This is a genomic window from Mucilaginibacter phenanthrenivorans, assembly GCF_024721155.1.
GTDB lineage: Bacteria > Bacteroidota > Bacteroidia > Sphingobacteriales > Sphingobacteriaceae > Mucilaginibacter > Mucilaginibacter phenanthrenivorans.
Genome location: NZ_JAHVAP010000003.1, coordinates 620928 through 645343 on the forward strand (window position 1 = coordinate 620928; position 24416 = coordinate 645343).

Here is a 24416-nt window from a genome sequence, read left to right on the forward strand (position 1 = left end):
CATTTTTTTTATTAAGAACCTCATTTTTTAGGGGCGGTCAATAGAAACAGCCGTGTTAGTTTACAACAAGTTCTTTAGGGGATGCACGGATCCCGTTTTTAAACAATAAGGCCAGGCGGATGAACGATACAAAAAAAGCCGCAAATCTCGCGATTTGCAGCTTGGGTATAACTAAAAATTGGAGCAACGGCTTTTCAACCCTGGCCGGGCTGGTACATTCTTTTTTCAACCGGCTGATAATATTCATTCAAATTTTCGGGGATCCTTGCATTATAACCTAAAACTTGCCTTAAGTCCTGGTGAAATTAGTCATGGCTATGAGAATTTTCGGGAAAGACCAGCAGAGTCATTTTTCCTTGTATGATTGCTTCCCTGAGGGGATTTTGATGGAACAGCCGGTACCAACAAGGATGTTTTTGATACCGAAGCGCAATCACATCCGCATGTTTCTCCGCGCCAACCTTTTCCAGCGCTCCCATTATATTGGCCTCCCGTGATAGATGGCAGCGGATACCGGGATAAAGGCTCCTGACTCTTTCCATAAACGCCGAGGTCCGCGTTTCTTCTGCAAAATCCGGAATCAGTACCGGTCTGGACACGTGGCTCAAACTCAAGCGGGACTTCAAGCGGGTGGACAAACCAACCAGTTCCCCTATCACCCCTTCATCGGCTGCGGCGAGGTCGGTAGCAAATAGTATATGCTGTATTTCCGGCCCGGCCCAGCTCAAAGGTATAACAAACACAGGACAACCGACCTTCCGAAGAACGGCTTTGACCTCGCCGTCGAAGAGCAGGTCGCCATAGGATCTACCGGAAACACCCATCATGACCATCACGCTGTTTTTCCGCCGGGCTAATGCGGAAACACGCTCTGCCAGCTGGCCTTCCAGCGGTATAGGCCGGATGACCGGTGCGCGGCCGGGTAGCTCCATGGCCCGCAGGCGTTTTTCCAGCCGCCGGACCTCCCGGTTCAGGCAGGTGGTACTTTCGCCCCTTTTTGCTCCTGCACTACTTTCCGGCAAAACGGCTGAATCCACTGGCGGCAAATAAGGTGTAATGGGATAAACATTCACCAGCAGCACATCGGCGCCGAGCTTTACGGCGATCGGCAATGCTGTCTCGGCCGCGCGCTTGGCGCATGCAGAAAAATCGGTCAGTACCAGGATATTTTTCATAACAGGATTCTCTTCCCTACGAAGCTCGGTTTTGGGAGTCCTTTTTAAAATGACGCCTATCACTTAAACATCTGATATTTAACAATAGCGTTGGCCGCGCCCGGTATCAGCTCTCGGTTATTTCTTTGTTGCTATTTGGCGTAGTGCTCGTTTTCCATTTTGATGATCTCTTATTCTTCCCCAGCACCACCGGCAGCCTTAGACTGTAAATAAAATGCGCCTTTGGTCGCGATCTGTACATTCGTTGGTAAAGCGGTTAAGGGCGTGACCTGGATATAACCCAATTCTGACACACCTGTCGTTACTTCCATTTTAGTAAATATGGTTTTACCATTTTTATTATGCATCGATGAGACAAAAATGTATTGCTTACCCTCCGAACGGATTACCGCATCAACAGGTACGGCGGCGGTTAGTTTGCTGCCGGTACTGATCAGGGCGGTCACATACATACCGGGGATCAGGTTCTGGTGTTGCTTATTATTTATCACCGCGTGAACTATCACCCCCTTGCTTTCATTCTCAAAAGATTTGTTAACGCCATTGATTACACCTGTGATGATCTCGTTATCCTGGTTGGTCAGTTGAAAACTCACTTTCTGGCCAACCTTTACCAACATCAGGTCTTTTTCAAAAACGGTAAGATCACAATGGATCTTGGAGTTATCCACCACTTCCATGATCGAGGTACCTGGCTGAACGTATGCCCCAATGTTAGCAGTGATGGAGCCAACGGTGCCGCTAATCGGTGAAGTGACCGGGAATTGGGAAACGATATGGCCGTTACTGATCCTGCCCGGCGATACACCCAATTGCTGTAGTTGACTTTCATAAGCGGTAAGCCGGGAATGTTCGGCATTATAAGTCGCTTCCGAAGCCTGGAATGATTTACCCGTTCCGGCCCCGGCGGCCTTTAGCTGGCTTTGGCGGTCGTATTCTGCCTGCACATAAGTAAAATTGTTTTTGGCCGCTAAATAATCCTGTTGCAGCTTGATCAAGTCCTGATTTTTAATGGTTGCCAATACCTGGCCTTTGTGCACTTGCTGTCCTTCCAATACATCTATATTGCTGATAATGCCGCCAGATAAAATACTGACATCGGCCTTATTTTGTGGCGGAACGGCCAACTGCCCATTCGCCCTGACAACCGCATCCAGGTTCTTTTGCTCAATAGGGCCGGTCACAATCCCGACAGATCTCATTTGTTCGGCGCTCAATTCCAGTCCGCTTTCTTTGTTTTCGGTTTTAGTAGTGTCCTTCTCTTTTTTACCCGCTTTTTCTGAACCTCCGGAACAGGAAGCCAATAGTGTCCCGGCAATCAGAAGGACGTTTATATATACTCTATAGGTTAGATATTTCATGTTTATTCTCCTCTTAAAAATTGTAATTGAATAGCGGATTGATTTAACCTGCTGACCGTCTCGATATACGCTAATTTGATTTGCACGGCGGCAGATATGTTCGAGATATACTCGATATAGCCAATCTCGCCGAGGTTAAAGGAAACCTGCGTAATGCGCAGCTGCTCATCCGCCTGTTTTAGCCCACCGGAAGTATAGTATTCTGCCGATTGCCGATATTTCTGGTATTGCTGCAGTTCCTGTTCGTATTGCAGTCGAACCTGGCTTTGGGCATTCTCATAATTGGTTTGTGCGATCTGTCCGGATATTTTTTCTGCTTTTACCCGTGAACGGTTGGCCCCGTTGAAGATCGGTACAGCCACTCCAAGTTGCAAACCAGCGATGCGAGTGCCGGTAGAATAGCTGCGGTCTATACCTGCCGGGTTAAAACCGGAGATCACCAATTGCTGGTTGTAACCGATCTTCAGGTCGGGCATTCCTTTTGATCTTTCTACTGCGAGACGTGCATTCGCCACTTCGATATTTTGCAATTCGGCATTTACCTGCGCGTTACGCGCAGTGTTCAAGGTATCCGCCGGTAACGTCAGCAATAAAGGCAGTTTACTTTCGGCAACGATGATCGGTTCGCTCGTGTTAAGCAATTGCTTTAAAGCCAGTTCATTGCTCTTCAGGTCCGCTTGCACGCCTATCTTTAACGCCTGCACTTCCTGGTATTTATTTTTAGCGCTGAAAAGTTCAAGGTTGGATGTTTCCCCGGTCTTTAACCTGATCTCAGCCCGTTTTACAAAGCCGTTGTAGATGCTGTCCTGGTAATTCAGGATTCGCAATGTTTCCCGGTTAAGCAGGTAAGCGTAATATGCATTCCTGACATTACGTGTAATTTCCGCACGGGTAATATTGCCTGTTCTTTCCGCAAGTATGGTTTGCTGGTTCAGGAGTTTGCGCTGGTGCTTATACAGCCCCGGCCAGGCAATATTTTGAATGACGCCAATGGAATTATCCATATTGCCGCCACTGGTCGGGTCTTGGGTGATCATCAATTCTGTTTTAGGAATATCTGTACCCGATTTTTGCAATGCCCTCGATTGTTCGACGGAAAGCCCGGCTGAGCGTACTTGTAAATTATTCCGCAGTGCCTTGGCAATTGCACTGTCTAAAGTCAGCGGCACACCACTTTGCGCATGTGCAACTGAGGGCTGAAACAGCATTCCAGCGCCGATCATTATTAAAACAACCAGCACTTTGGGTACGCCGGGCACTTTCACCTTTATCGTTTCTTTCCGGTTAAATAATAAATACAGGCAAGGCAGCACAAACAGGGTAAGAAATGTAGCTGTGATCAGTCCGCCAATCACGACCGTAGCTAATGGCTTTTGTACTTCGGCTCCGGCGCTGCCAGATAAAGCCATTGGCAAAAAACCGAGTGACGCCACCGAAGCGGTCATCAGTACCGGGCGCAGCCTGGTCCTGGTTCCCTCCAATACCCGGTCATAAATATTGTCCATGCCTTCTTCCTTCAACTGGTTAAAGTAACCGATCAGGACGATACCATTGAGCACTGCCACGCCAAATAAGGCGATAAAGCCAACACCAGCCGATATACTGAATGGCATACCCCGTAATAATAAAGCAGCTACGCCACCCATCGAGGCCAGCGGCACTGCGGTAAAGATGAGCAGGCTTTGTTTTACTGAACGGAATGTAACATAAAGCAGGATCAGGATAAATAATAATGCTGCCGGAACAGCAATAGATAAACGGGCTTTAGCAGCTTGTAAATTCTGGAACTGGCCGCCATAAGTGAGGTAATATCCCGATGGCAGTTTTAAACCATTGTTCAGTTTGGCCTGTATTTCCTTAACTGTTGTTTCCACATCCCGGTCTTTTACATTAAAGCCGACATAGATGCGGCGTTTACCATCTTCGCGGGAAACCTGCGCCGGGGCATCCTTAAAGGAAATGTCAGCCACCTGGCTTAAAGGCACTTTGTTGCCTGATGGTAAGGGTATGAGCAGGTTCTCTACACCAGATATGTTTTCCCTAAGGTCACGATTCAGTCGAACGACCATATCAAATCGCTTTTCACCCTCGAACACGACACCTGCCACACTGCCTGCAAAGGCCGTTTTCAGGATCATATTTACATCGCTGATATTCAAACCATACTGCGCCATTTTATCGCGGTTATAGGCCACCTGGATTTGCGGCAAACCACTTACCTTTTCTACATATGGTTCGCTTACGCCTTTGACAGGCGCAATGATCTTGGCAATTTTATTAGCTTGTGTAGCCAGTATATCCAGGTCGTCCCCGTATATTTTGATAGCTACATCCTGCCGGATACCGGTCATGAGTTCATTAAAACGCATTTGCATCGGTTGGGATATCTCTATGTTAATACCTGGAATAATGGATAGTGCTTCTTCCATTTTCTCCGTCATTTCTTCACGGGTTTTAGCCGTCTTCCATTCTCCTTTAGGTTTCATGGCCAGCATCATATCGCCCTTTTCCATTGGCATCGGATCAGTGGGAATTTCCGAGCTGCCGATGCGCGTGACTGCTTGTTTGATCTCTGGGAATTTGTCTTTCAATATTTTCTCCGCTTTACCAAAGGTCTTGACAACCTCGGTCAAGGAAGTGCCTTGCATCATGGAGATCTCCACGGTCAGATCGCCTTCCTCAAGCGTAGGAATAAACTCGCCGCCCATGCGGCTGAACGCCCATATGGAAATACCAAATAAGATAAACACTATAGTAACTGTAATCACCTTGGCTTTAAGCACTACTACCAACGCCTTTTGATAAATCCTTTGCAGGAACCCTATAATACGGTCAGAAATATTCGGCTTATGGGAGGTCTTTTTGCTTAAAAACAAAGCACTGGCCATCGGCACATAGGTTAAGGACAATATAAAAGCGCCTAAAATGGCAAAGGCTACAGTTTGCGCCATAGGCCGGAACATTTTTCCTTCGATACCGACTAAAGATAAAAGCGGCAGGTAAACGATCAGGATAATGATTTGCCCGAACGCGGCAGACTTCATTAGTTTACTGGCACTGTCCCTAATCTCCACATCCATTTGAGCCGTGGTTAGTTTTTCAACCCCTTTTTGCTTATAACTGCCCGTGGTAATATGATGTACCACGCTTTCTACAATAATTACCGCGCCATCTACTATCAGGCCAAAATCAATTGCGCCCAAACTCATCAGGTTGCCGGAAACATTAAATAAACGCATCATGGAAAAGGCGAACAGCATGGCTAAGGGGATAACTGAAGCTACGACCAGTCCAGCTCGCAGGTTTCCTAAAAGCAACACTAATACAAAGACAACGATCAGCGCACCCTCCAGCAGGTTGCGTTCTACTGTGCCGATTGCCCGGCCCACCAGTTCCGTCCGGTCGATAAATGGCTCTATCACTACGCCTTCAGGCAGTGATTTTTGGATCTGCACCATGCGGGTTTTAACATTCTCTATCACCTGGCTAAAGTTTTCGCCTTTTAGCATCAGGGTAACACCAGCCACCACTTCGCCCTCACCATTCCTGGTCACTGCACCATAACGGGTCGCGCTGCCGAATTGTACCGTTGCAATATCACGGATAAGGATAGGTGAGCCCTTGCCATTCTTGACAACGATCTTACGAATATCATCCAGGTTCTGCACCTGTCCCAATCCCCGGATAAAATAGGCATTGCTTTGCTGCTCAATATAAGAGCCGCCAGTGTTCTCGTTATTTTTTTGCAGGGCTTCGAAGATCTCGGGGATGGTCAGGCCCAGAGAATTGAGCTTATCATTATCCAGAGCAATTTCATATTGCTTCACATAACCACCCCAGCCGCTTACCTCGGCCACGCCAACCGTTCCTGCCAATTGGGTTCGTATCAGCCAGTCCTGAATGGTACGCAGATCTGTTGCCGTATATTTTTTTTCATACCCCTTTTTAGCATGCAGTACATACTGGTATATTTCACCAAGACCTGTAGTAATTGGGGCTAGGATAGGTTCACCTAAACCAGTAGGAACTCCATTTTCCGCTTCTTTGAGCTGTGCATTAACCTGTGCCCTTGCCCAATAAATATCAATATCATCCTTAAATACAATGGTAATAACGGAAATTCCCGACCGGGATATGGAGCGTTTTTCGATGATCCCGGCAATATTAGCCATGGATAATTCTATTGGAGCGGTAATGAACTGCTCCACCTCTTGTGCGCCTAAGCTCGGCGCTTGTGTAATGATCTGTACCTGGTTATTGGTAATATCCGGCTGCGCGTCGACCGGAAGGTTGTACGCGGAGTAAACACCCACCAGTATTAATACCAGTGTCATGATACCGATAGTTACCTTGTTCCTGATAGAGAACGCGATAATCTTGTCAAACATAAATTGTAAAAATTAATACGAATACGGAAAGCCGTGCAATTTGATTGCAGGCGAAAAGACTAAAAACTTCGTATTAAGCTATTTGAGGAGGCTGCCAGATCTTGATCGGCTGTTCCTGAACAGCAGGTATGCTGTAACCAGGATATTCACGTGTAACTGATCTGGTGAAAACGGCGGTGGTAATGGTTGTCGTTAATGTTTTTGCAGTAGAACAGCATGAACAGGTACAAAAAGGTGGACAGGTTTCCTGGCCTCTTTCGTCATTAGCAGAATGACCTTTTTGAATAGTTTGATGAATTACACCCGCAATCATATCATCCCTGTCCTGGCATGGCAGAACAGCCAGCAGGACAAAATATAAACTGAATATGATAGCCAGATATTTCATTCTTTGCAAAGATATGAAAAACTAAAGAAATGGAATACCCAGACAAAAGCGTTAATATTATTAACTGCCTTTCCATTAAAAGGATTAGTTGAAATATGAGGAAATATATCGAAGCAGGTGAGTTCGATTATTGGGGAATCAACTCCCCTATTTACTCATCGGACTATGTTTAAAACTGCTAATAAAAAACCTACAAACTAAGTGTCTGTAGGTTTTTTCGCCACTTTTTAGTGGCTTTTAGCGGTTAGGTTCGCTTAGTGGTCCTTAGACTGCCTGATTTGCATTATGCAGCAAATCTGGAGGAATGACACGCCAGCCGTATTGAGCGAAGAGGTTAAGATGCGTTTAATTGCACCAATTGATGCTGTATCAAATATTGCATCGATTCCTTTACAACCTCCGCTGAAGGCTTAGGATTAAAGCCCAGCTCCTTTCTTGCTTTTGTTCCGTCAAAGTCCTGCTGCAATCCTGAAAACATCGCGATGTCTTTAATACTTAGTAACGGAGCTCTGCCATTTATTTTACTCCCCAATTCCATTAAACCAGCTATACCGAATAAAATTATTTTCGGTACGGCAACAGGTAATTTAATTTTCAAATCAGGAAAAAGTTGCTGTGCTATTTTAGTAGTGTCCTTAATGGAGGTGCATTTTTCATTCGCCAGTATATACCTTTCCCCGTTTACGCCTTTGGTTGCTGCCAAATAACAGCCTTCAGCAACGTCTTTCACATCTATCCAATTAGGTGCAATATTGGTTTCTACGGGAATCTCCTTTTGCAAAATTAGCTTTATGATATTGTATGATACGTTTAATGGTGCAAATGCCTCGCCTCCAATCATTGCTGATGGCAACACAGCTACTAACTCAATATTATGCTTTTTTGCAAGTTCAAAAGCTAACTTTTCGCCATCGTTTTTAGAGTTGTAGTACAAATCCCTGCGATCGGGATTATAACCATAGCTTTCTCTTACGGGGATATTGGTATAATTTAACGCAGCTATCGAGCTTATATATACAATCCGCTTAACCCCGGCTTCGGCGGCTGCTTCAACAATATTACGGGTACCATTAAGGTTTATGTCATATAGCTCTTTTTGAGGGTCTTTTGCCCATAGTTTAAACGCAGCGCCAACAGCATAAAAAGTGTCCACGCCTTTCAATGCCCTTACCAGGGACTGTTTATCTGTAATGTCCGATTGAACTACTTCGCAATCCAGTCCTTCGAAGGGCTTTTTATTACTAATATCCCGTACCGATGCACGTACCCGAATACCTTTACTGATAAGCAATCGTACTAAATTGTTGCCAAGGTGCCCATTTGCACCGTTAACTAATGATAGTTGTTGATTTTCCATTTCTTATTTTTTTAATAATTAATGGTTCAAATCTGCCAACTATGAAAGCTAATCCACTTGACAAATGTTAGGAAAGCATCCGTTTGCGTATGCGGCTCAAGCTTTCCGGTTTCATACCCAAAAAGGACGCTATATATTGCACCGGTACATGGTGGATGATAACAGGATAGTGCTCAATCAGTTTTTTATACCGCTGTTCCGCAGTCAATGTGGCTAATTCTCTTGACCGGGTTTCATTATATGTTATTGATTGCTGAAATATCTGTATGCTAAAATCTTTAAAGGCTGCGCTTTGACTCGTAAGCCAGTCTAAATTGGGCTTTGTGATCCTAAGTAATTCACATTCCGTAATGCATTCTACACTTTCATCAGATTTAGTTTGATTAATAAAATGAAAGTAAGATGTTAAAAAGCCCGGGGGACAATTAATATGAGTTGTTACTTCGTCACCACTTTCATTGTAATGAAAAATGCGCATAAAGCCTTTTACAACAAAATACAAATATTGGGGTATGTAGCCGGATTGCTCAACAATTCTGTTTTTAGGCAACAGCACCGGCTCAAAATACGCTTTGCATAAATCATTATCAGCTTCGGTTAACAAAACTTTTTGAGATATTATATTTAGCAGGTATTTATGCATACCACCAAGTTAATAAAGAAATCTAAAATAAAAAGCCCTTAGATTTCGATCTAAGAGCTTTCAAATAATCTTTCCCATGCCGTTCACATGGATGGGTTGAAATGTGGTCCTTAAACTACAAAACTCGAACTCTTTTATGAATGATTTGGATTGTGCGGAGGGTTTGGAGAAATGATTAGATCAAACTAAGTCGGTTTTTACACCAGCACTTTTGCTATTCCTGATTGGATGTCTAAACCGGCTGAATATCTCCCTTACTTTATACGTTCAAATAAGAATTTCCAAAATCATAGTTTTTGAGGAGCAACATTTGGATTAAAAAATATAGTAATGATTTCCCTCTCCTCTGAAAACAGATCTATTACCGTAACTTTAATAAGACAAGCATATATATTGTCTTTTTTTCCATTATAGAGGCGATCGCAACAATTTTCCAGATTATAAGAATCAAATGACTTGGCGATGTCATAGGGTTGAAAATTAGACACGGATTGAGCATCACAGCCGATAATGTCACTTTTATTGGCAGAATCCAATTTAAATCCTTCATACCGAACTTCCCGCAAGCTGTCTTTGTCATTTTCCGGGCCATTTCTCTTTAATAATAACATCACATCAATGTCGTTTTTCAGGTAGATTTTATTTTTTGTTTTATTATTGAAATAGAAATTTAAGGTTAATTTACGTTGGCCAACCTTATTCGCCTCGCTAAGCTTGATATTTACTTTTCTTGAGAAGTAGCCTGAGTGGTTTGATTTCACCGATGCTAAACCGGCATTTGCACTGCCAGAATAAATCTGGGGATAATAAAATCTGATGAAAAAATCGTTGACTTGATAGGCACCCAGGCAAAACAGGAGGAGCATCAAATATTTCAGACTAAACTTGCCAACTATTTTTCGGTATCGAACCAGAAAAATGGCGGGGACTAACAAACAGATAATATTATCGATGGCGGTGAAAACATTACCTACAAGATTATAGTTCCTAAATTGCTCTACTGCATTTGATGGCTTTAATTGATAAACGTCTGATTCGATTTTTTGAACATAATAATTTACGCCGCCCCAATCCACGCTATTAACAAAGGCATCAATCATATAATAAGGATCAAAGTGTGGTAAAACATAACTTCTGATAGAAACTATTATCGTCGAAATAATCATACCCACGGCAGCGTAATAGAAAGATGACCTTACAAATAGTTGTTGCTCGTTTTGCGTAGTTTTGAATATAGCGTTTAATCCAAGCGTTGTGATTAACAGGATAAAATAGCATGGGATCAACAACATGCATATTACAACCGAACTATCGTTGCTTAATGAAGAAAATGCCAATGGGATGAAGCTGATTACTCCATCGTCAGCCAGCGATTTTAAGACAGCAAAACAGATCAGCTGACTTATGAAAAAGAAGATGGTATGATTAACGAAATGATGGGGTTTATTATCGCCTGTTGATGCTATGATTTCGCCCGGTTTAAACATCAGTGCATAAAACGTGGTGAAAAACTTCTTGATAAACAAGATGACATCATTTAAAAAAGTCTCAAAGGAATTCATAAAGGCCGGTTAATTTAAACTGATTATCAGATTAATACCTAATATAGTCAAATTACTCAAGCAGACAACAATTGAGGTCTAATGAATATCATAAATCAATTCCTGCACCGCTTCCCGGCCCGAAACTTAATGACTATTAGCCCGCCTGAAAATATATTTTCGAATTAAAATCCCATATGAGTTAAATGTAGGCATTATATACAAAAATCGAACTATTTTATGGGTGATTTGGGTTGTGCGGTGGGTTTGGAGGATAATTTCTAATTCACGCAATATATTTGTTGAGATTCTTTGTTATATGTTTCCTTCCGCAAAAAGAAAAAGAGCCATAAACAAAATGGTAATGAAAAGTGCGCCCATGTTAACGGCCCATACTTCTTCACAACTGTTTTATTTGCCCTGATTGATCTGTTGAAAATCTTCTTTTTTCGTAAAATATGCCAGCCCTAAAATTAGGGCTATTGTAGTGGCAAACGTAATTTTCTGCATTATTGGTAAATACTTAACACTACCAGAGCCGTAAAGGTATAGCGTATAATAAAACACAAGGAGCCAAACAATACATAGCCATTTAAATAAATGCAGCCTTGACTTTAAAACAAAAACAGTGATATAAAACATCCCTATAAGAAACATTGTACTAGCGATAGTAATCATGATATCGTGCAATGGGGTTGCTATTAAAAAAGCAAAAAACATACCACCGGCCCCTATATATTTTATTATTTTGGAGGCGCCCTTTGCCGGTATTTTCTTTGAAAATTCAACAAAGAATATAGCAAAACTAGCCGAAAAGAAAATCATTCCTCCTATAGCCCAAAAACGAGCTGAATTGCCTGATCCATTAACAGCATTTTTACCGAAAAGATTACTTATATAATTATTTTTCCAGTCAAACCCAACGGAGTTTTTGTCAACTTGCGACCCACCGGGATAGTGCCATGTCGCTATAAACAGCAACAATATCGAAATAATTATTCCCAATAGAATTGAATGTTTTTTTAGCATACAATAGTGATTTAGAAATATTAAACTCTTGTGCAAAAGTATTTCAATATCGCATTAAGATTTATGATTTACAACGGACAAATTACCGAACTGCCCTTTAAGAAAAAAGCCTTCAGATTTTCATCTAAAGGCTTTTTCAATAATCTTTCCCATGGATGGGTGGAGTGTGGTCCTTAGACTACAAAACTCGAACTCTTTTATAAGTGATTTGTATTGTGCAGCGGGTTTGGAGGAAAATTTGTCGTGATTTTAAATTGATAATTATCGTCGGTTTCGAAAATCAGGTAGATATTTAAACGACTCTTTCAAAAGTGAAGCCTTTAATGGCTCATCAACATATAACTGCATACTGTCTAAACCATTTGATGCAGGGAAACAAAAAGCTAAATAACCATTAGCTGCCTCCTTTTTGCAAAACTTAGTGGCGGCAAGGGTGTTTCCCGTATTTGGTGTTGCGGCTATACCCACATAAAAACAACCTGAAAGAATTGATTTGAAATCAATTCTTTCAGGTTTACATACTATCACAATAGACCCTCTTGTCCATCTTTGAACATTCCATATTAATTCATGCCCTTTGATACATTCTTGACTAACATCGAATTTAAACTTTCCTTTTTCTTTAATCAATATATCTCGATTATTGATATACAATTCAGAACCTGAGTCTAATCCATATACATAGGCACACTCACTATTATATAAAAGCGGTCTAATGACAAGTTCATGAGCAGCTAATGGCAAATTTTGATCATAATAATGGCGTACGTCTCTCGAAGTTAAGCCAAAACCTAAAGGCATATAATAATCAGCACTCATAACTAACGCTAAGATACAATCATTTGAAAATTAAAAAAGCCTTCAGATTATCATCTAAAGGCTTTTTCAATTTATTCCCATGCCTGGCATACGGTGGGTCATTTAGTGGTCCCGACGAGAATCGAACTCATATCTAGAGTTTAGGAAACTCCTATTCTATCCGTTGAACTACGGGACCAGTTTCTATTTCGGAATTCGGATTGTCGATTTCGGATTTACCTTTTCGCTTTACGAATTCTGTGCAAATGTGCGAATTTTGAATGAGTTAGGCAAAAATTAGTTGATTGAGTTAAGTAGTTGATTATGTTGACTAAGTTAAGCCATCATGCTTCCTCATCCGCACATCTGCATATTCGCACATCTGCACATCAATCTACCTAATCACCGAACCATTATGCATTTCATCCCCCGGCGTAACAAAGCTCAGCTTGCCATCAGCACTCTCAGCCATCAGGATCATTCCTTGCGACAGGATGCCTTTTATTTCCCTTGGCTCCAGGTTTACAAGTACGCTTACCTTTTTACCAATGATGGCTTCGGGCTCAAAATATTCGGCGATGCCGGATACGATGGTGCGGGTATCCAACCCCGTGTCGATGCTTAGCTTCAGCAGCTTTTTTGTTTTGGCTACCTTTTCGGCAGTTACAATGGTCCCGGTGCGGATGTCCATTGTGGCAAAAGATTCGTAGTTGATGTTCTCCTTGGCAGACACTAATGCAGGCTGTACAGGCGCGGTAGCGGCCTTTTTATCGAGCAGCTTTTGGATCTGTGCATCAATTACCTCATCCTCTACCTTTTCAAATAATAATGATGATGGATTCAACTGGTGCCCATTTTCAAATGTCATTTCCTGGTCCAATGCAATGGCGCTGAATGGGATGTTCAACATCCCTACAATCTTTTTAACCGTAGCGGGCAAAAACGGTTGCAGGCAGGTTGCCAAATGGCCGATCAATACCAAACTATTGTGCAGCGTTTCCTTAGCGGCATCGGGGTTGGTTTTTATAGTTTTCCAGGGCTCGTTCTCAGTGAGGTAACGGTTGCCTAAACGGGCTATATCCATTACGCTCTGCAATGCCTGGCGGAATTTGTAAGCCTCAAGATTAACCTGGATCTCGTCATAAAAACGGCTTAGTTCTGCATCGATGTGTTTGTCGGTCAGCACAATTTTGGCGCTGTCGCCTTCAATTTTACCATCGTAAAATTTATGCATCAATATCATCACCCGGTTTACATAGTTGCCCAAAATAGCCACCAACTCGTTGTTTACACGGGCCTGGTAATCCTTCCAGGTAAACTCGCTGTCGCTGGTCTCGGGTAGTATCGAGGTTAACACATAGCGTAGCTCATCCTGTTTTCCGGGGAACTCCTCTAAATACTCATGCAGCCATACTGCGTGGTTACGTGAGGTGGAAAGCTTGTCGCCCTCCAAATTCAAGAACTCGTTAGCAGGTACGTTTTGTGGCAGAATATACTCGCCGTGGGCGTGTAATATGGATGGGAAGATGATACAATGGAACACGATATTATCCTTGCCGATAAAATGCAGCAGGCAGGCTTCATCGGCCTCATTCTCCTGCTTCTTCCAATAAAGCTTCCAGTCCTTGCCATTATCCAGCGCCCATTGCTTGGTCGCAGAGATATAGCCTATCGGCGCGTCCATCCAAACATACAGCTTCTTGCCTTTAGCTTCTTCCAACGGCACGTCGATACCCCAATCAAGATCACGGGTCATGGAGCGGGGCTGCAGGCCCGATTTAAGCCACGATTTACACTGCCCGAACACATTTACCTTCCAATCGCCCTCCTTGGTGTCAATCCATTGCTCCAGCCATGGCTGGTACTTGTCAAGCGGCAAAAACCAGTGTTTGGTAAGTTTCAATACCGGCGGTTTGCCACTTAGAGTTGATACAGGGTTTATCAGGTCAGTCGGGTTTAGTGATGTACCACAGTTTTCACATTGGTCGCCGTAAGCATTCGGGTTGCTGCAGTTGGGGCAGGTACCAATAATATAGCGGTCGGCCAAAAATTGCTGGTAGTCCTCATCAAAATATTGCTCTGAAAATTTCTCAATAAACTCATCCTTTTCATACAGGTTCAGGAAAAACTCCTGCGAAAGATCATGATGAATAGGCGACGAAGTGCGGTGATAGATATCGAAGGAAATTCCGAACTCTTCGAAACTTGTTTTTATCTGGTTATGGTATTTATCAATGATGGCTTGCGGCGTGGTATCCTCTTTTTTTGCTTTTATAGTGATAGCAGCGCCGTGCTCGTCAGACCCGCAGATGTAAACTACATCCTTGTTTTGCAGGCGCAGGTAGCGTACGAAAATATCCGCCGGCAAATATGCCCCTGCCAGGTGCCCGATATGCAGCGGACCATTGGCATACGGCAGCGCCGAAGTAACTGTAAACCTCTTAAATTTATTCAATTGCGACATAGTTGGCAAAGATACCGTTTTAGTCGGGAAAGTCCGAAAGTCAGTAACGTCCGAAAGGAAAAAGGCGGGTACGCAAAATTTTTTAGATAATGTATAACTTGCGGCTTCTTTGTTATCAAAAAACAATATGGATAAACCAGTGAATGCAACCTCTTCCGGACTCCTCCCTCCGTACTTGAAAGCGGGTGATAAAATTGCCATCACCTGCCCGGCAAAGAAATTGCCCAATCCAATGACGGATGCCATAGCACTTTTACAATCGTGGGAGCTGGAGGTGATAATTGGCGACACCCTGGACGCCTCCTGGCACCAGTTTGCCGGCGACGACGCATTCAGGGCCAGGGATTTTCAGCGATTTATTGACGATGACAGTATTAAAGCAATAATTGCTGCCCGCGGCGGCTATGGAACCGTAAGAATGATTGACATGGTTGATTTCAGTCGTTTCGCAGCAAACCCTAAGTGGGTGGTTGGATTTAGCGATATTACTTTACTGCATGCCCACCTGTTCGCTAATTTTAATGCGCCAAGCATTCACGGGCAAATGCCGATGACTATTCCGGATGCCTCGGCACGGTCGTTGGATACATTGAGAAGAGCCCTGTTCGGCGAAGAAATAAGCTACCGGCTCAATCCCAACCCACTAAACCGGCTTGGCGAGGGCGAGGGTTTGCTCATCGGCGGCAACTTATCCATTCTCCTTTCTGCATCGGGCTCAGTATCTGATATGGATTACACCGGTAAAATATTATTTATAGAGGATATTGGTGAATATTTATACAGTATTGACAGAATGCTGCGCACCCTTAAGCGTGCCGGAAAACTGCAAAATCTGCGGGGCCTGGTTGTAGGCGGATTTTCTGATCTGAAGGACAACGACATTCCCTTTGGCCAAACCGTACCTCAAATTGTGATGGAAGTGGTAAAGGATTATGATTACCCGGTATGTTTTGATTTTCCCGGCGGGCACGTGCCTGATAACTGTAGTTTGGTGTTGGGAAAACAGTTAAATTTATCAGTTAGTGCAAATTATGCAGCGTTAAAATATACTTAAGCAAAAAGAGCCGTATTGAATTAATTCAACACGGCTCTTTATTGCATAGCAATTAATATTATGGGCAATACTCGCCGCCGGTGCAAGTTACCCCGGAGTTAATGCAGGAATATTCGCCGCAATACACCGAAGGGTCGCCACTTGAACATGTGCCGGCCGTCATGTACGCCGAAGTGGCTGTATCACGGCAGTGCCATACATACTTAATACCCACACCACCAGTGACGTTTCTCATCTCTTGTTTGGTTAGTTTTTCCATAATTCTGATTTGAATAAATTTGAATTTGTAATTTAGTTTAGGACCCATTGCTGATTTATATGTAAACCAACAAGGTAAATTTAATTAATAATAAATATCAAAACAAATAACGCTCCTAAAAATACATATTAACAGATGTTAATAATTGGACTCTTTATTAATCCACAGTTAACATCAAACTATATTGACTCAAATCTGGTTTAATTCCTAAATTCGTAATTATGGCATTATTTAGCACCCTCGCGAAATACAAAAACTTTGGTCTTTTAGTGATCAGGGTTGGTTTAGGCATCATGTTTATATGGCACGGCTATCCGATGCTTATCGGCGGCCCAAAAATGTGGGGCGAGGTCGGCAGTGCAACCCGTTATATTGGCATTCACTTTTTACCGGTAGTGTGGGGGCTGCTGGCGGCGCTTACCCAAGCTGTTGGCGGCGTGTTGCTCATCCTGGGGCTTGCGTTCAGGCCGGTTTGCTTATTGCTGGTCATCAATCTTATTGTGGCAGTTATGTTCCATCTACATCAAAGCGGCGACTCCGGCGGCCTTGGCGGCGCAGCGCATGCAATTGAGGACGCAGTAGTGTTTGCCGGATTGTTTTTTATCGGGCCGGGGAGTTATAGTGTAGATAAAAAATAACGATTTTCCTGGTAATTAAATTGTCATTATTGGCAATCCATATCTTATTAATCAAAACCAATTTTGTAATTTTAGGTTAATAAATATCGCTTTACCTAAACTACAAAATATGAAAAAACAAAACATCAACCCCTCCATCATTATCTCTTCAAACACAAATTCAATTTAATCTAACGGTTATTCCTAATCTGTGTTTTTATGATTGAAAATAGCTTTATTAATCACCTTTCGGGCATTTGCATACTGTCAAGTCAATTGAAGGATGCTATTAGTACATTTCTCGTAGAAGAACAGTACCAGCCGCACCAAATATTATTTGCCCCGGGCCAATTTGAAAATCGACTGTGCTTTATTGAAAGCGGGCTTGCCAGGAATTATTATTATGACGAACATAGGGACGATCACACCGTCAAATTTTGGCGACCTGGCGATATTATATTATCCTACCAGGGATATTGGGCGCAGCCTGCATATTTCTATACCGAGGTAATGGATCACTCCCGGCTGTTGACGCTTAAATATGATGATTTGCGTGGATTGATTACAGCTTTCCCCGAGGCTTCGTTACTTGTAAAAAACATACTGAAAATTTTTCATGAGGAAGAACATCAGAAACAAAGGCTCGCAGTTTTAAGCGCCGAACAACGTTTCCGCGAAATGAAAAAGAACAACCGGTTGATATTCCAAAAAGTTCCTTTAAAAATAATTGCCTCTTACCTTAATATGAGCCGGGAAACCTTGAGCCGGATGATTTCGAAGGGATAATGCCGACTTAAGCAATAATTAAACATGTGATTTTAACCTGCTCCAATTGTGACTTTTATCACAACGTTAATTTCCTGATTAGCTTAACTTTATTAACAGTAAGCCGTCTGTATATTGTGGTTTATAAATAGTCTTATTTATTCACTTAAAATTAATATTTATGAAAAAGCAACTTTTATCAATCTTTGTACTATTGGTATTTCTTGTACCAATCTCATCTTTTAAAGCAGAAAACAATTCGCATAGTATTGAAATTGTTAAACGGCCCACGATCACAGAATTAGGAGACTTTGAGTATGGAGGACAGCTTTATTCGGTTTATGGTGATGCCAGCACGGGTACAGTTACAGCGGTAAAATTCGATGTTGGAGGAGCAAATGTTTATTCGTTTTCAGGATCATATTACACAACCGGCTGGCCGTTTCCGCATGGTACACAACCTTATTTGAGTGTGGTCGGATACGGCACCTCATCTCCCAGTTCATACTTTGCTTATACTGGACCGATCTTGTATTATTGATATATTACATTTAAAAAAAATGTTTTAGTACCTTAAATGAAAAAGCGGTGCTCGCTAAAAAACAAGCACCGCTTTTTTAGTAAGCTAATATTACTTACTCAAGCTTTTACCCAATTCCCGCACATAATTCTCATCAACATCTCTTGAGCCCTGTGCTGAAATAAAACTGTCTGCATCTCCCGCTAACAATTTCTTAAGCGTAATCTTTTTAAGAGAAATTGATTTTACCTGGTTATCCGCTCCAACAAAATAGTAATGCTCATCGTCAATGTATTCGTCATAACGATGGCCGGACTCCACAACGCCATTTGTCTGAAAATCAGATCGATGAAGTTTTGTATCTATTTTCTTATAGATCCTGTATTTAGGTGTACTCAATAAAACTTCAGTAAATGGTCTGTCACTTATTAAAGGTGCGTTTTCATAAACATGAGCCTGCCCACTTTTGTCATATAGGCTAAAAGTTTTTATCTGTTGGGGTGACACCATGGCCATTGACCTGCCATCATTAGTGTACATGATGTTCCCGGTCATTTTATCGTAATTGTACATATTGCTGGTTTCAACAACGATGGAATCCTTTTTGTTGATTCCGAATCCGGGCACCCAATTGTCATACAAATAACGGCTTCCCCTCGTAGGCTCCACTGTGTAGCCCACTTTGGCAGTGATAACTGAAACAGCGCCAGCCTCCGCCCCCCCAGCTACGCGGCTCATAATAAGATTTTGCCTGTCCTGTAAAAATGTAGCACCGGCAATTGGGGCTTGTGCAGTTGATGAACTAAGCGGAACTATAGCATCAACGGCAGCGCCGGCCGGTGATAAACTAATAATATTTATGTTATTTTTACTATCAACCTTAATAGTTGCGCTTTTATAATTATAGGCCATTACCTGCAATGACGATGAAGGATCTGCATTAAGTGTAAAAGTCCCGGTCGAGTCTGCGTACGTAGCATAGTTATGCTTCGCATCCCTAACAAAAGCATAAGGAATGGGTTGTCCTTTTTCATTATCCACGGTGCCCGTCACAGGGATTGTTTGCCCAAAAGCCACAGAAGCTGACAGTAAAGATACCGCCAGGGTGATTGTAAAAATATTTCTCATACCTGCTACTATTTAAGTTACATAAATATAAGCAGTTACAGGCATAAACATCAAAAATTCTCTTATAAATAGTTTTAACTATCGAACGCCGAATAACCGTTGCTTATTTAATAATAATCTCAGGCGGTGAGCAGAACAAGAAGTATATTTTTTTGGAGGGGTACATAAACAAAAACGCCCGGTGATAACCAGGCGCTTTCCTATTATTTTATTTAATCTTATATTATAAAATAGAATTTATTTACCCAGGCTGTTACTCAACTCCCTTACATAATTCTCATCCACGTTTCTTGAACCTTGTGACGCAATGAAGTTGTCCGCGTCACCGGCTAACAATTTTTTTAATGTACTTTTCTTAAGAGAAATTGATTGCGGCTTATTATCTGCTTCAACAAAATAATACCGTACGTCGTCAACATATTCATCATAACGGTGGCCTGTTTCTAAAACTCCATTAGTTTGATAATTGGCCCGTTGTAATTTGGTATCTATTTTTTTATAAATATTATATTTAGGAGTGTTGAGCAAAACCTCCACAAAAGGCTTTCCATTTATTTCAGGAGCGTTAACAAAAGTATGGCAGATCCCATTTTTGTCGTATATCTTGAAGTTTTTAATATTCGCGGGAGCAACACCAGCGGTTGATCTGCCATCATTGGTAAATATTATATTACCCGTTATTTTATCATAACTGTATGCATTAGCAATTTCAACCACAAGCGAGTCCTTTTTGCTGACGCCAAACCCAGGGGCCCAATCATCGAGTAGATAGCGGCTTCCTTTTGTGGGTTCAAGCGCAAAGCCCGACCTTACTACTACAGCTTCACTTCCACCCTCGCCGCCGGTATGAGTACTTGGGTCCGCGTTGTTCATTGCCACACCACTGCCCACCACCAACTGCTGCCGTGCCTGTAAAAAAGGAGTAACAGCAGTTTGCTCTCCCTCTTTTAACGATTTTATACCACTACCGGCGGCTGTTGCGCCCGGAAGCACTATTTTTATGTTTGCCTGGTTATTGATGTTAATTTTTTTTGCTTCATAATTGTTTGCCATAACTTCAAGCGTTGAAGCCGGGTCAACATTCAATTTGAATGCCCCTACCGAATCTGCATAGGTAGCGTAATTGTGTTGTGCATCTCTGACAAAAGCATATGGAATGGGTTGTCCTTTCTCATTATCCACTGTGCCGGTGACGGGGATTGTTTGTCCAAAAGCGACGACACCTGATAATAGAGTTGTGGCGAATGTGATCGTAAAAATATTTTTCATAACTATTGCCCGTTTAAGTTGCATAAATATAAGCCCTTACGGGAACATATCTATGAAAATATGTTTAAATTAAGTTCTTTGACAAACAAAAAAAGCCCGGAATAACCGGGCGTCTGTCAGTGTTATTCAATACCTGTGTATTAGAAGGGATTATTTACCCAGGCTTTTACCCAAATCTCTTACATAATCCTCATCTACATCTCTTGAGCCCTGTGAAGCTATAAAGCTATCTGCATCCCCGGCTAATAGCTTTTTTAGGGCACTCTTTTTAAGCGAAATTGATTGTGCTTTATTATCATTAGCCCCAACAAAATAGTACCGCTCATCGTCAATATATTCATCATAACGGTGACCATTTTCTATAACGCCATCGGTATGAAAATCAGCCCGCTGAAGTTTTGTCTCGATTTTTTTATAGATCTTATATTTAGGTGTGCTTAACAAAACTTCAGTAAATGGTTTATTGCTCACCATAGGTGCATTTTCATAAACATGTGCGCGCCCGCTTTTATCGTATAAGCTAAAGGTTTTTACTTGTTGTGTTGATATGGCCGCCATTGATTTGCCATCATTAGTGTACATGATATTCCCATTCATTTTATCATAATTATACAGGTTGGCCGTTTCAACAATAAGCGAATCTTTTTTGTTGATCCCGAAGCCCGACACCCAGTTCTCATATGAGTAACGGCTTCCCCTTGTCGGCTCAACGGTATAACCTTGTTTAACTATAGTAACGTTGGTACCGCCGCCACCGCCGCCGCCGATGCCACCTGCATATACCGGGCTCCAGACCGCCAGCAATTGCCGCTCCTGCAAAAAGGTAGACCCAGCAACCTTAACTTGTTCGTTTGATTTAAGGGGTACTATACCATCAACCGGGGTGCCCGGCGGATTTACCGGCTTTAAACTAATTATGTTTGCACTGCCTGTAATATCAACCTTAACTGTTGCGCTTTTATAATCATTTGCCATCACTTGTAATGATGATGAAGGATCGGCCCTAAGTTTAAAGAAACCGGTTGAATCTGCGTACGTGGCATAATTGTGCTGTGCATCCCTCACAAAGGCATAAGGAATGGGCTGTCCTTTTTCGTCAGCTACTGTACCGGACACCGCGATTGTTTGCCCAAAAGCTACAGTCCCCGCCAATAAAGCCGCAATGATTGTGATGGTGAAAGTTTTCATATCTATTGACTGTTTAAGTTGCATAAATATAAGCACTTACGGGAACATATCCATGAAAAATATGTATAAATCAAGTTCCTTGATAAACAAAAAACGCCCGGAATAACCGGGCGTGTGTCAATATTTTTTAATACTTGTTTATAACAAGGGATTTATTTGCTCAGGCTTTTTCCAAGGTCACGCACATAATCTTCATCCACATCTCTTGAACCTTGTGAGCTTATAAAGCCATCTGCATCACCTGCCAATAGCTTTTTTAATGTGCTTTTTTTAAGAGAAATGGATTGCAGCTTATTATCGGCACCAACAAAGTAATATCTTTCATCGTTAATAAATTCATCATAGCGATGGCCGGTTTCTATAACACCGTTGGTATGAAAATCAGCACGCAGCAGTTTTGCATCTACTTTTTTATAAATTTTATACTTAGGTGTGCTTAACAAAACTTCAGTAAATGTTTTCCCCTTTATTTCCGGAACAGCAACGAACAGGTGGGCATGACCGGCATTATCATATAAGCTAAAGGTTTTGATCTGGTCGGTTGATACTTTAGCCATCGATTTACCATCGTTAGTGTACAGAATATCCCCGTTAATTTTATCGTAGTTATAAAGATTGGTGGTTTCCACAATAAGCTTATCTTCCTTGCTGATCCCCAAACCCGGAGCCCACTCTTTGTACAGGTACCTGCTGCCGCGTGTTGGCTCCTGGGTGAAACCTTCTTTTATTGTTTCCTGCCCGCCTGCATTAGCATTACCACCGCCATATACATATAACTCCCTTGCGTTCAGAAAGTGTGAATCAACTTCCTCATTTCCAGACTTTAACGGGGAAACCGGCGATTCAGCCTTACCTGCCGGCAGCGTAACATTTATATTCGTTTTATTATCGATCTTAACATCAGTATTCACATAGCCGTTTGCAATTACCTGGAGCGAAGACGCCGGGTCGGCATTTAATTGATAAGAGCCTGTTGAATCAGCATAGGTGGCATAATTATGTTGCGCATCTCTAACAAACGCAAAAGGGATAGGCTTTCCTTTTTCGTTATTAACCGTGCCGGTCACAGCTATTGTTTGTCCAAAGGCAACTGTTCCTGATAGCAAAAAAGCAGATAAGGTAATTCGGAAGAAAATTTTCATATTCATTAATAATCTCAATGTTTGTAAAGTTTAAAGTTTCTAAAGATAACCATGAAATAGAAAAAACCCACTACGAAATTCTCTTTAAACTAACTTTTCTTTAATTCAAGGGTAAAAAACTTGTTACAAACAACGGGTAAAATCATCGCTTATCCCTATTGAATTTACGCTCATTAAATTGCCACGTCATACACCTTCCTGGGGGTATGTGATGATATAAAGCTATCTGAATTTTCGCTAATAGCCGTTAATGTGCATTCCTTAGAAAATCAAACAGCTCTTATTATCTGCATCTGCAAAATGGTAAGCACATTACCTGCCACCTACAAAAAGCAAAACAATTTTTATTGCAAACTAAAATTCAATTCTCTTAAGTAATCATCATCGACATCGCGTGAGCCCTGTGCGTCTATAAATTTATCGGCATCGCTCGCAAAAGCTTCTTTTATAGCTTTCTTTTTCAATGAAATGGATTTCGCTTTTGCGTCCCCAACTTTGAGAAAATAGTACTTTACATTATCTACGTATTCATCGTATCTATGGCCCGATTCTAATACACCATTGTTATGATAATCTGCCCGTACAAGCTTTGTAGTGGTTTGTTTATACAGCCTGTACCTGGGTGTGGTTACCATTACCTCAACAAATACCTGGTTACCCAACACAGGGGCGCTTTCAAAAATATGGGGTAACAGTTTACCGTCATAAAGAAAAAACTGCTTTACGTCACTCTTAACAACCTGCATTAAAGACTTTTGGTCTTTGGTAAAAACCAGTTGTCCGGTAATTTTATCGTAATTGTATAAATTATTAATATCGTACAATAACAACCCATTGTTATCCACGGCAAATCCTTTTGTCCAGCCAGCAAAAAGATACGGGTTTCCTTGGGTAGGTTCCTGGTTAAACCCAACTTTTACCGATTGTGATGTTAGTGTCTGAGTAGTTAAGTTCTCGCGTGTGAGAAACATCAAACCACCATCCGGGTTATTGTCGGCAACCGAAGCGATGTTTGAATTTGAAGTGGAAGAACTGCTGCCCTTACCCAGAGTGATCACCAACGCTGTTTTGTTATCTATTTTAACCTGCGCATCCGCATACCCTTCCGCCAGCACCGTTAAAGAAGCAGTTGGGTCTACTTTAATCAAGAAAGCCCCGGACGAGTCTGCAAAGGCTGCAATACTATGCTGTGAGTCCTTAACAAATGCCCGGGGAACAGGCTGGCCATCCGCGTTCCTAACCTGGCCTTTTATTGAAATTGATTGGCCAAAAGCAATTACTGTTATTGCTTGCATCAATATTATCCAAAATACCTTTTTCATTGTTTACT

Annotated in this window: 21 protein-coding genes and 1 tRNA gene; 4 read left to right on the top strand and 18 right to left on the bottom strand. The window is 42.0% G+C overall.

Annotated elements, in window-relative coordinates; translation table 11 throughout:
- Positions 1 to 55: 55 nt before the first annotated feature.
- The 12 genes from KXD93_RS09140 to metG all read right to left on the bottom strand — a co-directional run bounded on the left by KXD93_RS09140 (position 56) and on the right by metG (position 15144).
- Positions 56 to 247, bottom strand: a complete 192-nt coding sequence (locus KXD93_RS09140) for a hypothetical protein (RefSeq protein WP_258136728.1) — start codon at positions 245 to 247, stop codon at positions 56 to 58.
- A gap of 58 nt (positions 248 to 305) precedes the next feature.
- Positions 306 to 1175 carry a universal stress protein gene (locus KXD93_RS09145; RefSeq protein ID WP_258136729.1) on the bottom strand — a complete coding sequence of 290 codons (870 nt, stop codon included), beginning with the start codon at positions 1173 to 1175 and terminating at the stop codon, positions 306 to 308.
- Positions 1176 to 1345: 170 nt separating this feature from the next.
- Positions 1346 to 2536, bottom strand: a complete 1191-nt coding sequence (locus KXD93_RS09150) for an efflux RND transporter periplasmic adaptor subunit (RefSeq protein WP_258136730.1) — start codon at positions 2534 to 2536, stop codon at positions 1346 to 1348.
- 2 nt (positions 2537 to 2538) lie between these two features.
- Positions 2539 to 6924 (bottom strand): CusA/CzcA family heavy metal efflux RND transporter, encoded by a 4386-nt coding sequence (locus KXD93_RS09155; RefSeq protein ID WP_258136731.1) that lies wholly within the window; start codon positions 6922 to 6924, stop codon positions 2539 to 2541.
- 73 nt (positions 6925 to 6997) lie between these two features.
- Entirely contained in the window at positions 6998 to 7312 is a 315-nt protein-coding gene (locus KXD93_RS09160; RefSeq protein ID WP_258136732.1) for a DUF6660 family protein, read from the bottom strand.
- Positions 7313 to 7646: 334 nt separating this feature from the next.
- Positions 7647 to 8669 carry an NAD-dependent epimerase/dehydratase family protein gene (locus tag KXD93_RS09165; protein WP_258136733.1) on the bottom strand — a complete coding sequence of 341 codons (1023 nt, stop codon included), beginning with the start codon at positions 8667 to 8669 and terminating at the stop codon, positions 7647 to 7649.
- Between the two features lie 67 nt (positions 8670 to 8736).
- Entirely contained in the window at positions 8737 to 9312 is a 576-nt protein-coding gene (locus KXD93_RS09170) for a Crp/Fnr family transcriptional regulator (protein WP_258136734.1), read from the bottom strand.
- A gap of 287 nt (positions 9313 to 9599) precedes the next feature.
- Complete coding sequence (locus KXD93_RS09175; protein WP_258136735.1) at positions 9600 to 10874, bottom strand: hypothetical protein; 1275 nt, start codon at positions 10872 to 10874, stop codon at positions 9600 to 9602.
- 390 nt (positions 10875 to 11264) lie between these two features.
- A complete protein-coding gene (locus tag KXD93_RS09180) occupies positions 11265 to 11882 on the bottom strand; it encodes a hypothetical protein (RefSeq protein ID WP_258136737.1) in 618 nt (205 codons plus the stop codon).
- 261 nt (positions 11883 to 12143) lie between these two features.
- On the bottom strand, positions 12144 to 12701 hold the full coding sequence (locus tag KXD93_RS09185) for a hypothetical protein (RefSeq protein WP_258136738.1): 558 nt from the start codon (positions 12699 to 12701) through the stop codon (positions 12144 to 12146).
- 106 nt (positions 12702 to 12807) lie between these two features.
- Positions 12808 to 12879: transfer RNA gene (locus tag KXD93_RS09190), tRNA-Arg, on the bottom strand.
- 195 nt (positions 12880 to 13074) lie between these two features.
- Positions 13075 to 15144 carry a methionine--tRNA ligase gene (gene metG, locus KXD93_RS09195; protein WP_258136739.1) on the bottom strand — a complete coding sequence of 690 codons (2070 nt, stop codon included), beginning with the start codon at positions 15142 to 15144 and terminating at the stop codon, positions 13075 to 13077.
- A gap of 127 nt (positions 15145 to 15271) precedes the next feature.
- Here metG and KXD93_RS09200 point away from each other — a divergent pair, with 127 nt between their 5' ends.
- A complete protein-coding gene (locus tag KXD93_RS09200) occupies positions 15272 to 16198 on the top strand; it encodes a S66 peptidase family protein (RefSeq protein ID WP_258136740.1) in 927 nt (308 codons plus the stop codon).
- A 58-nt stretch (positions 16199 to 16256) separates the two neighbouring features.
- Here the strand turns inward: KXD93_RS09200 and KXD93_RS09205 are convergent, their stop codons facing one another.
- Positions 16257 to 16433 carry a hypothetical protein gene (locus tag KXD93_RS09205; RefSeq protein ID WP_258136741.1) on the bottom strand — a complete coding sequence of 59 codons (177 nt, stop codon included), beginning with the start codon at positions 16431 to 16433 and terminating at the stop codon, positions 16257 to 16259.
- 245 nt (positions 16434 to 16678) lie between these two features.
- Here KXD93_RS09205 and KXD93_RS09210 point away from each other — a divergent pair, with 245 nt between their 5' ends.
- The 3 genes from KXD93_RS09210 to KXD93_RS09220 all read left to right on the top strand — a co-directional run bounded on the left by KXD93_RS09210 (position 16679) and on the right by KXD93_RS09220 (position 18380).
- A complete protein-coding gene (locus KXD93_RS09210; protein WP_258136742.1) occupies positions 16679 to 17095 on the top strand; it encodes a DoxX family protein in 417 nt (138 codons plus the stop codon).
- 198 nt (positions 17096 to 17293) lie between these two features.
- On the top strand, positions 17294 to 17860 hold the full coding sequence (locus tag KXD93_RS09215) for a Crp/Fnr family transcriptional regulator (RefSeq protein WP_258136743.1): 567 nt from the start codon (positions 17294 to 17296) through the stop codon (positions 17858 to 17860).
- 160 nt (positions 17861 to 18020) lie between these two features.
- Positions 18021 to 18380, top strand: a complete 360-nt coding sequence (locus KXD93_RS09220) for a hypothetical protein (protein ID WP_258136744.1) — start codon at positions 18021 to 18023, stop codon at positions 18378 to 18380.
- Positions 18381 to 18470: 90 nt separating this feature from the next.
- Here the strand turns inward: KXD93_RS09220 and KXD93_RS09225 are convergent, their stop codons facing one another.
- From KXD93_RS09225 to KXD93_RS09245, 5 genes are all read right to left on the bottom strand, one after another.
- A complete protein-coding gene (locus KXD93_RS09225; RefSeq protein WP_258136745.1) occupies positions 18471 to 19487 on the bottom strand; it encodes a carboxypeptidase-like regulatory domain-containing protein in 1017 nt (338 codons plus the stop codon).
- A gap of 237 nt (positions 19488 to 19724) precedes the next feature.
- Positions 19725 to 20756, bottom strand: a complete 1032-nt coding sequence (locus tag KXD93_RS09230; RefSeq protein ID WP_258136746.1) for a peptidase associated/transthyretin-like domain-containing protein — start codon at positions 20754 to 20756, stop codon at positions 19725 to 19727.
- 150 nt (positions 20757 to 20906) lie between these two features.
- Entirely contained in the window at positions 20907 to 21944 is a 1038-nt protein-coding gene (locus tag KXD93_RS09235; protein ID WP_258136747.1) for a carboxypeptidase-like regulatory domain-containing protein, read from the bottom strand.
- Between the two features lie 152 nt (positions 21945 to 22096).
- Positions 22097 to 23086, bottom strand: a complete 990-nt coding sequence (locus KXD93_RS09240) for a carboxypeptidase-like regulatory domain-containing protein (RefSeq protein ID WP_258136748.1) — start codon at positions 23084 to 23086, stop codon at positions 22097 to 22099.
- A gap of 344 nt (positions 23087 to 23430) precedes the next feature.
- A complete protein-coding gene (locus KXD93_RS09245; RefSeq protein WP_258136749.1) occupies positions 23431 to 24408 on the bottom strand; it encodes a carboxypeptidase-like regulatory domain-containing protein in 978 nt (325 codons plus the stop codon).
- Between the last annotated feature and the right edge of the window lie 8 nt (positions 24409 to 24416).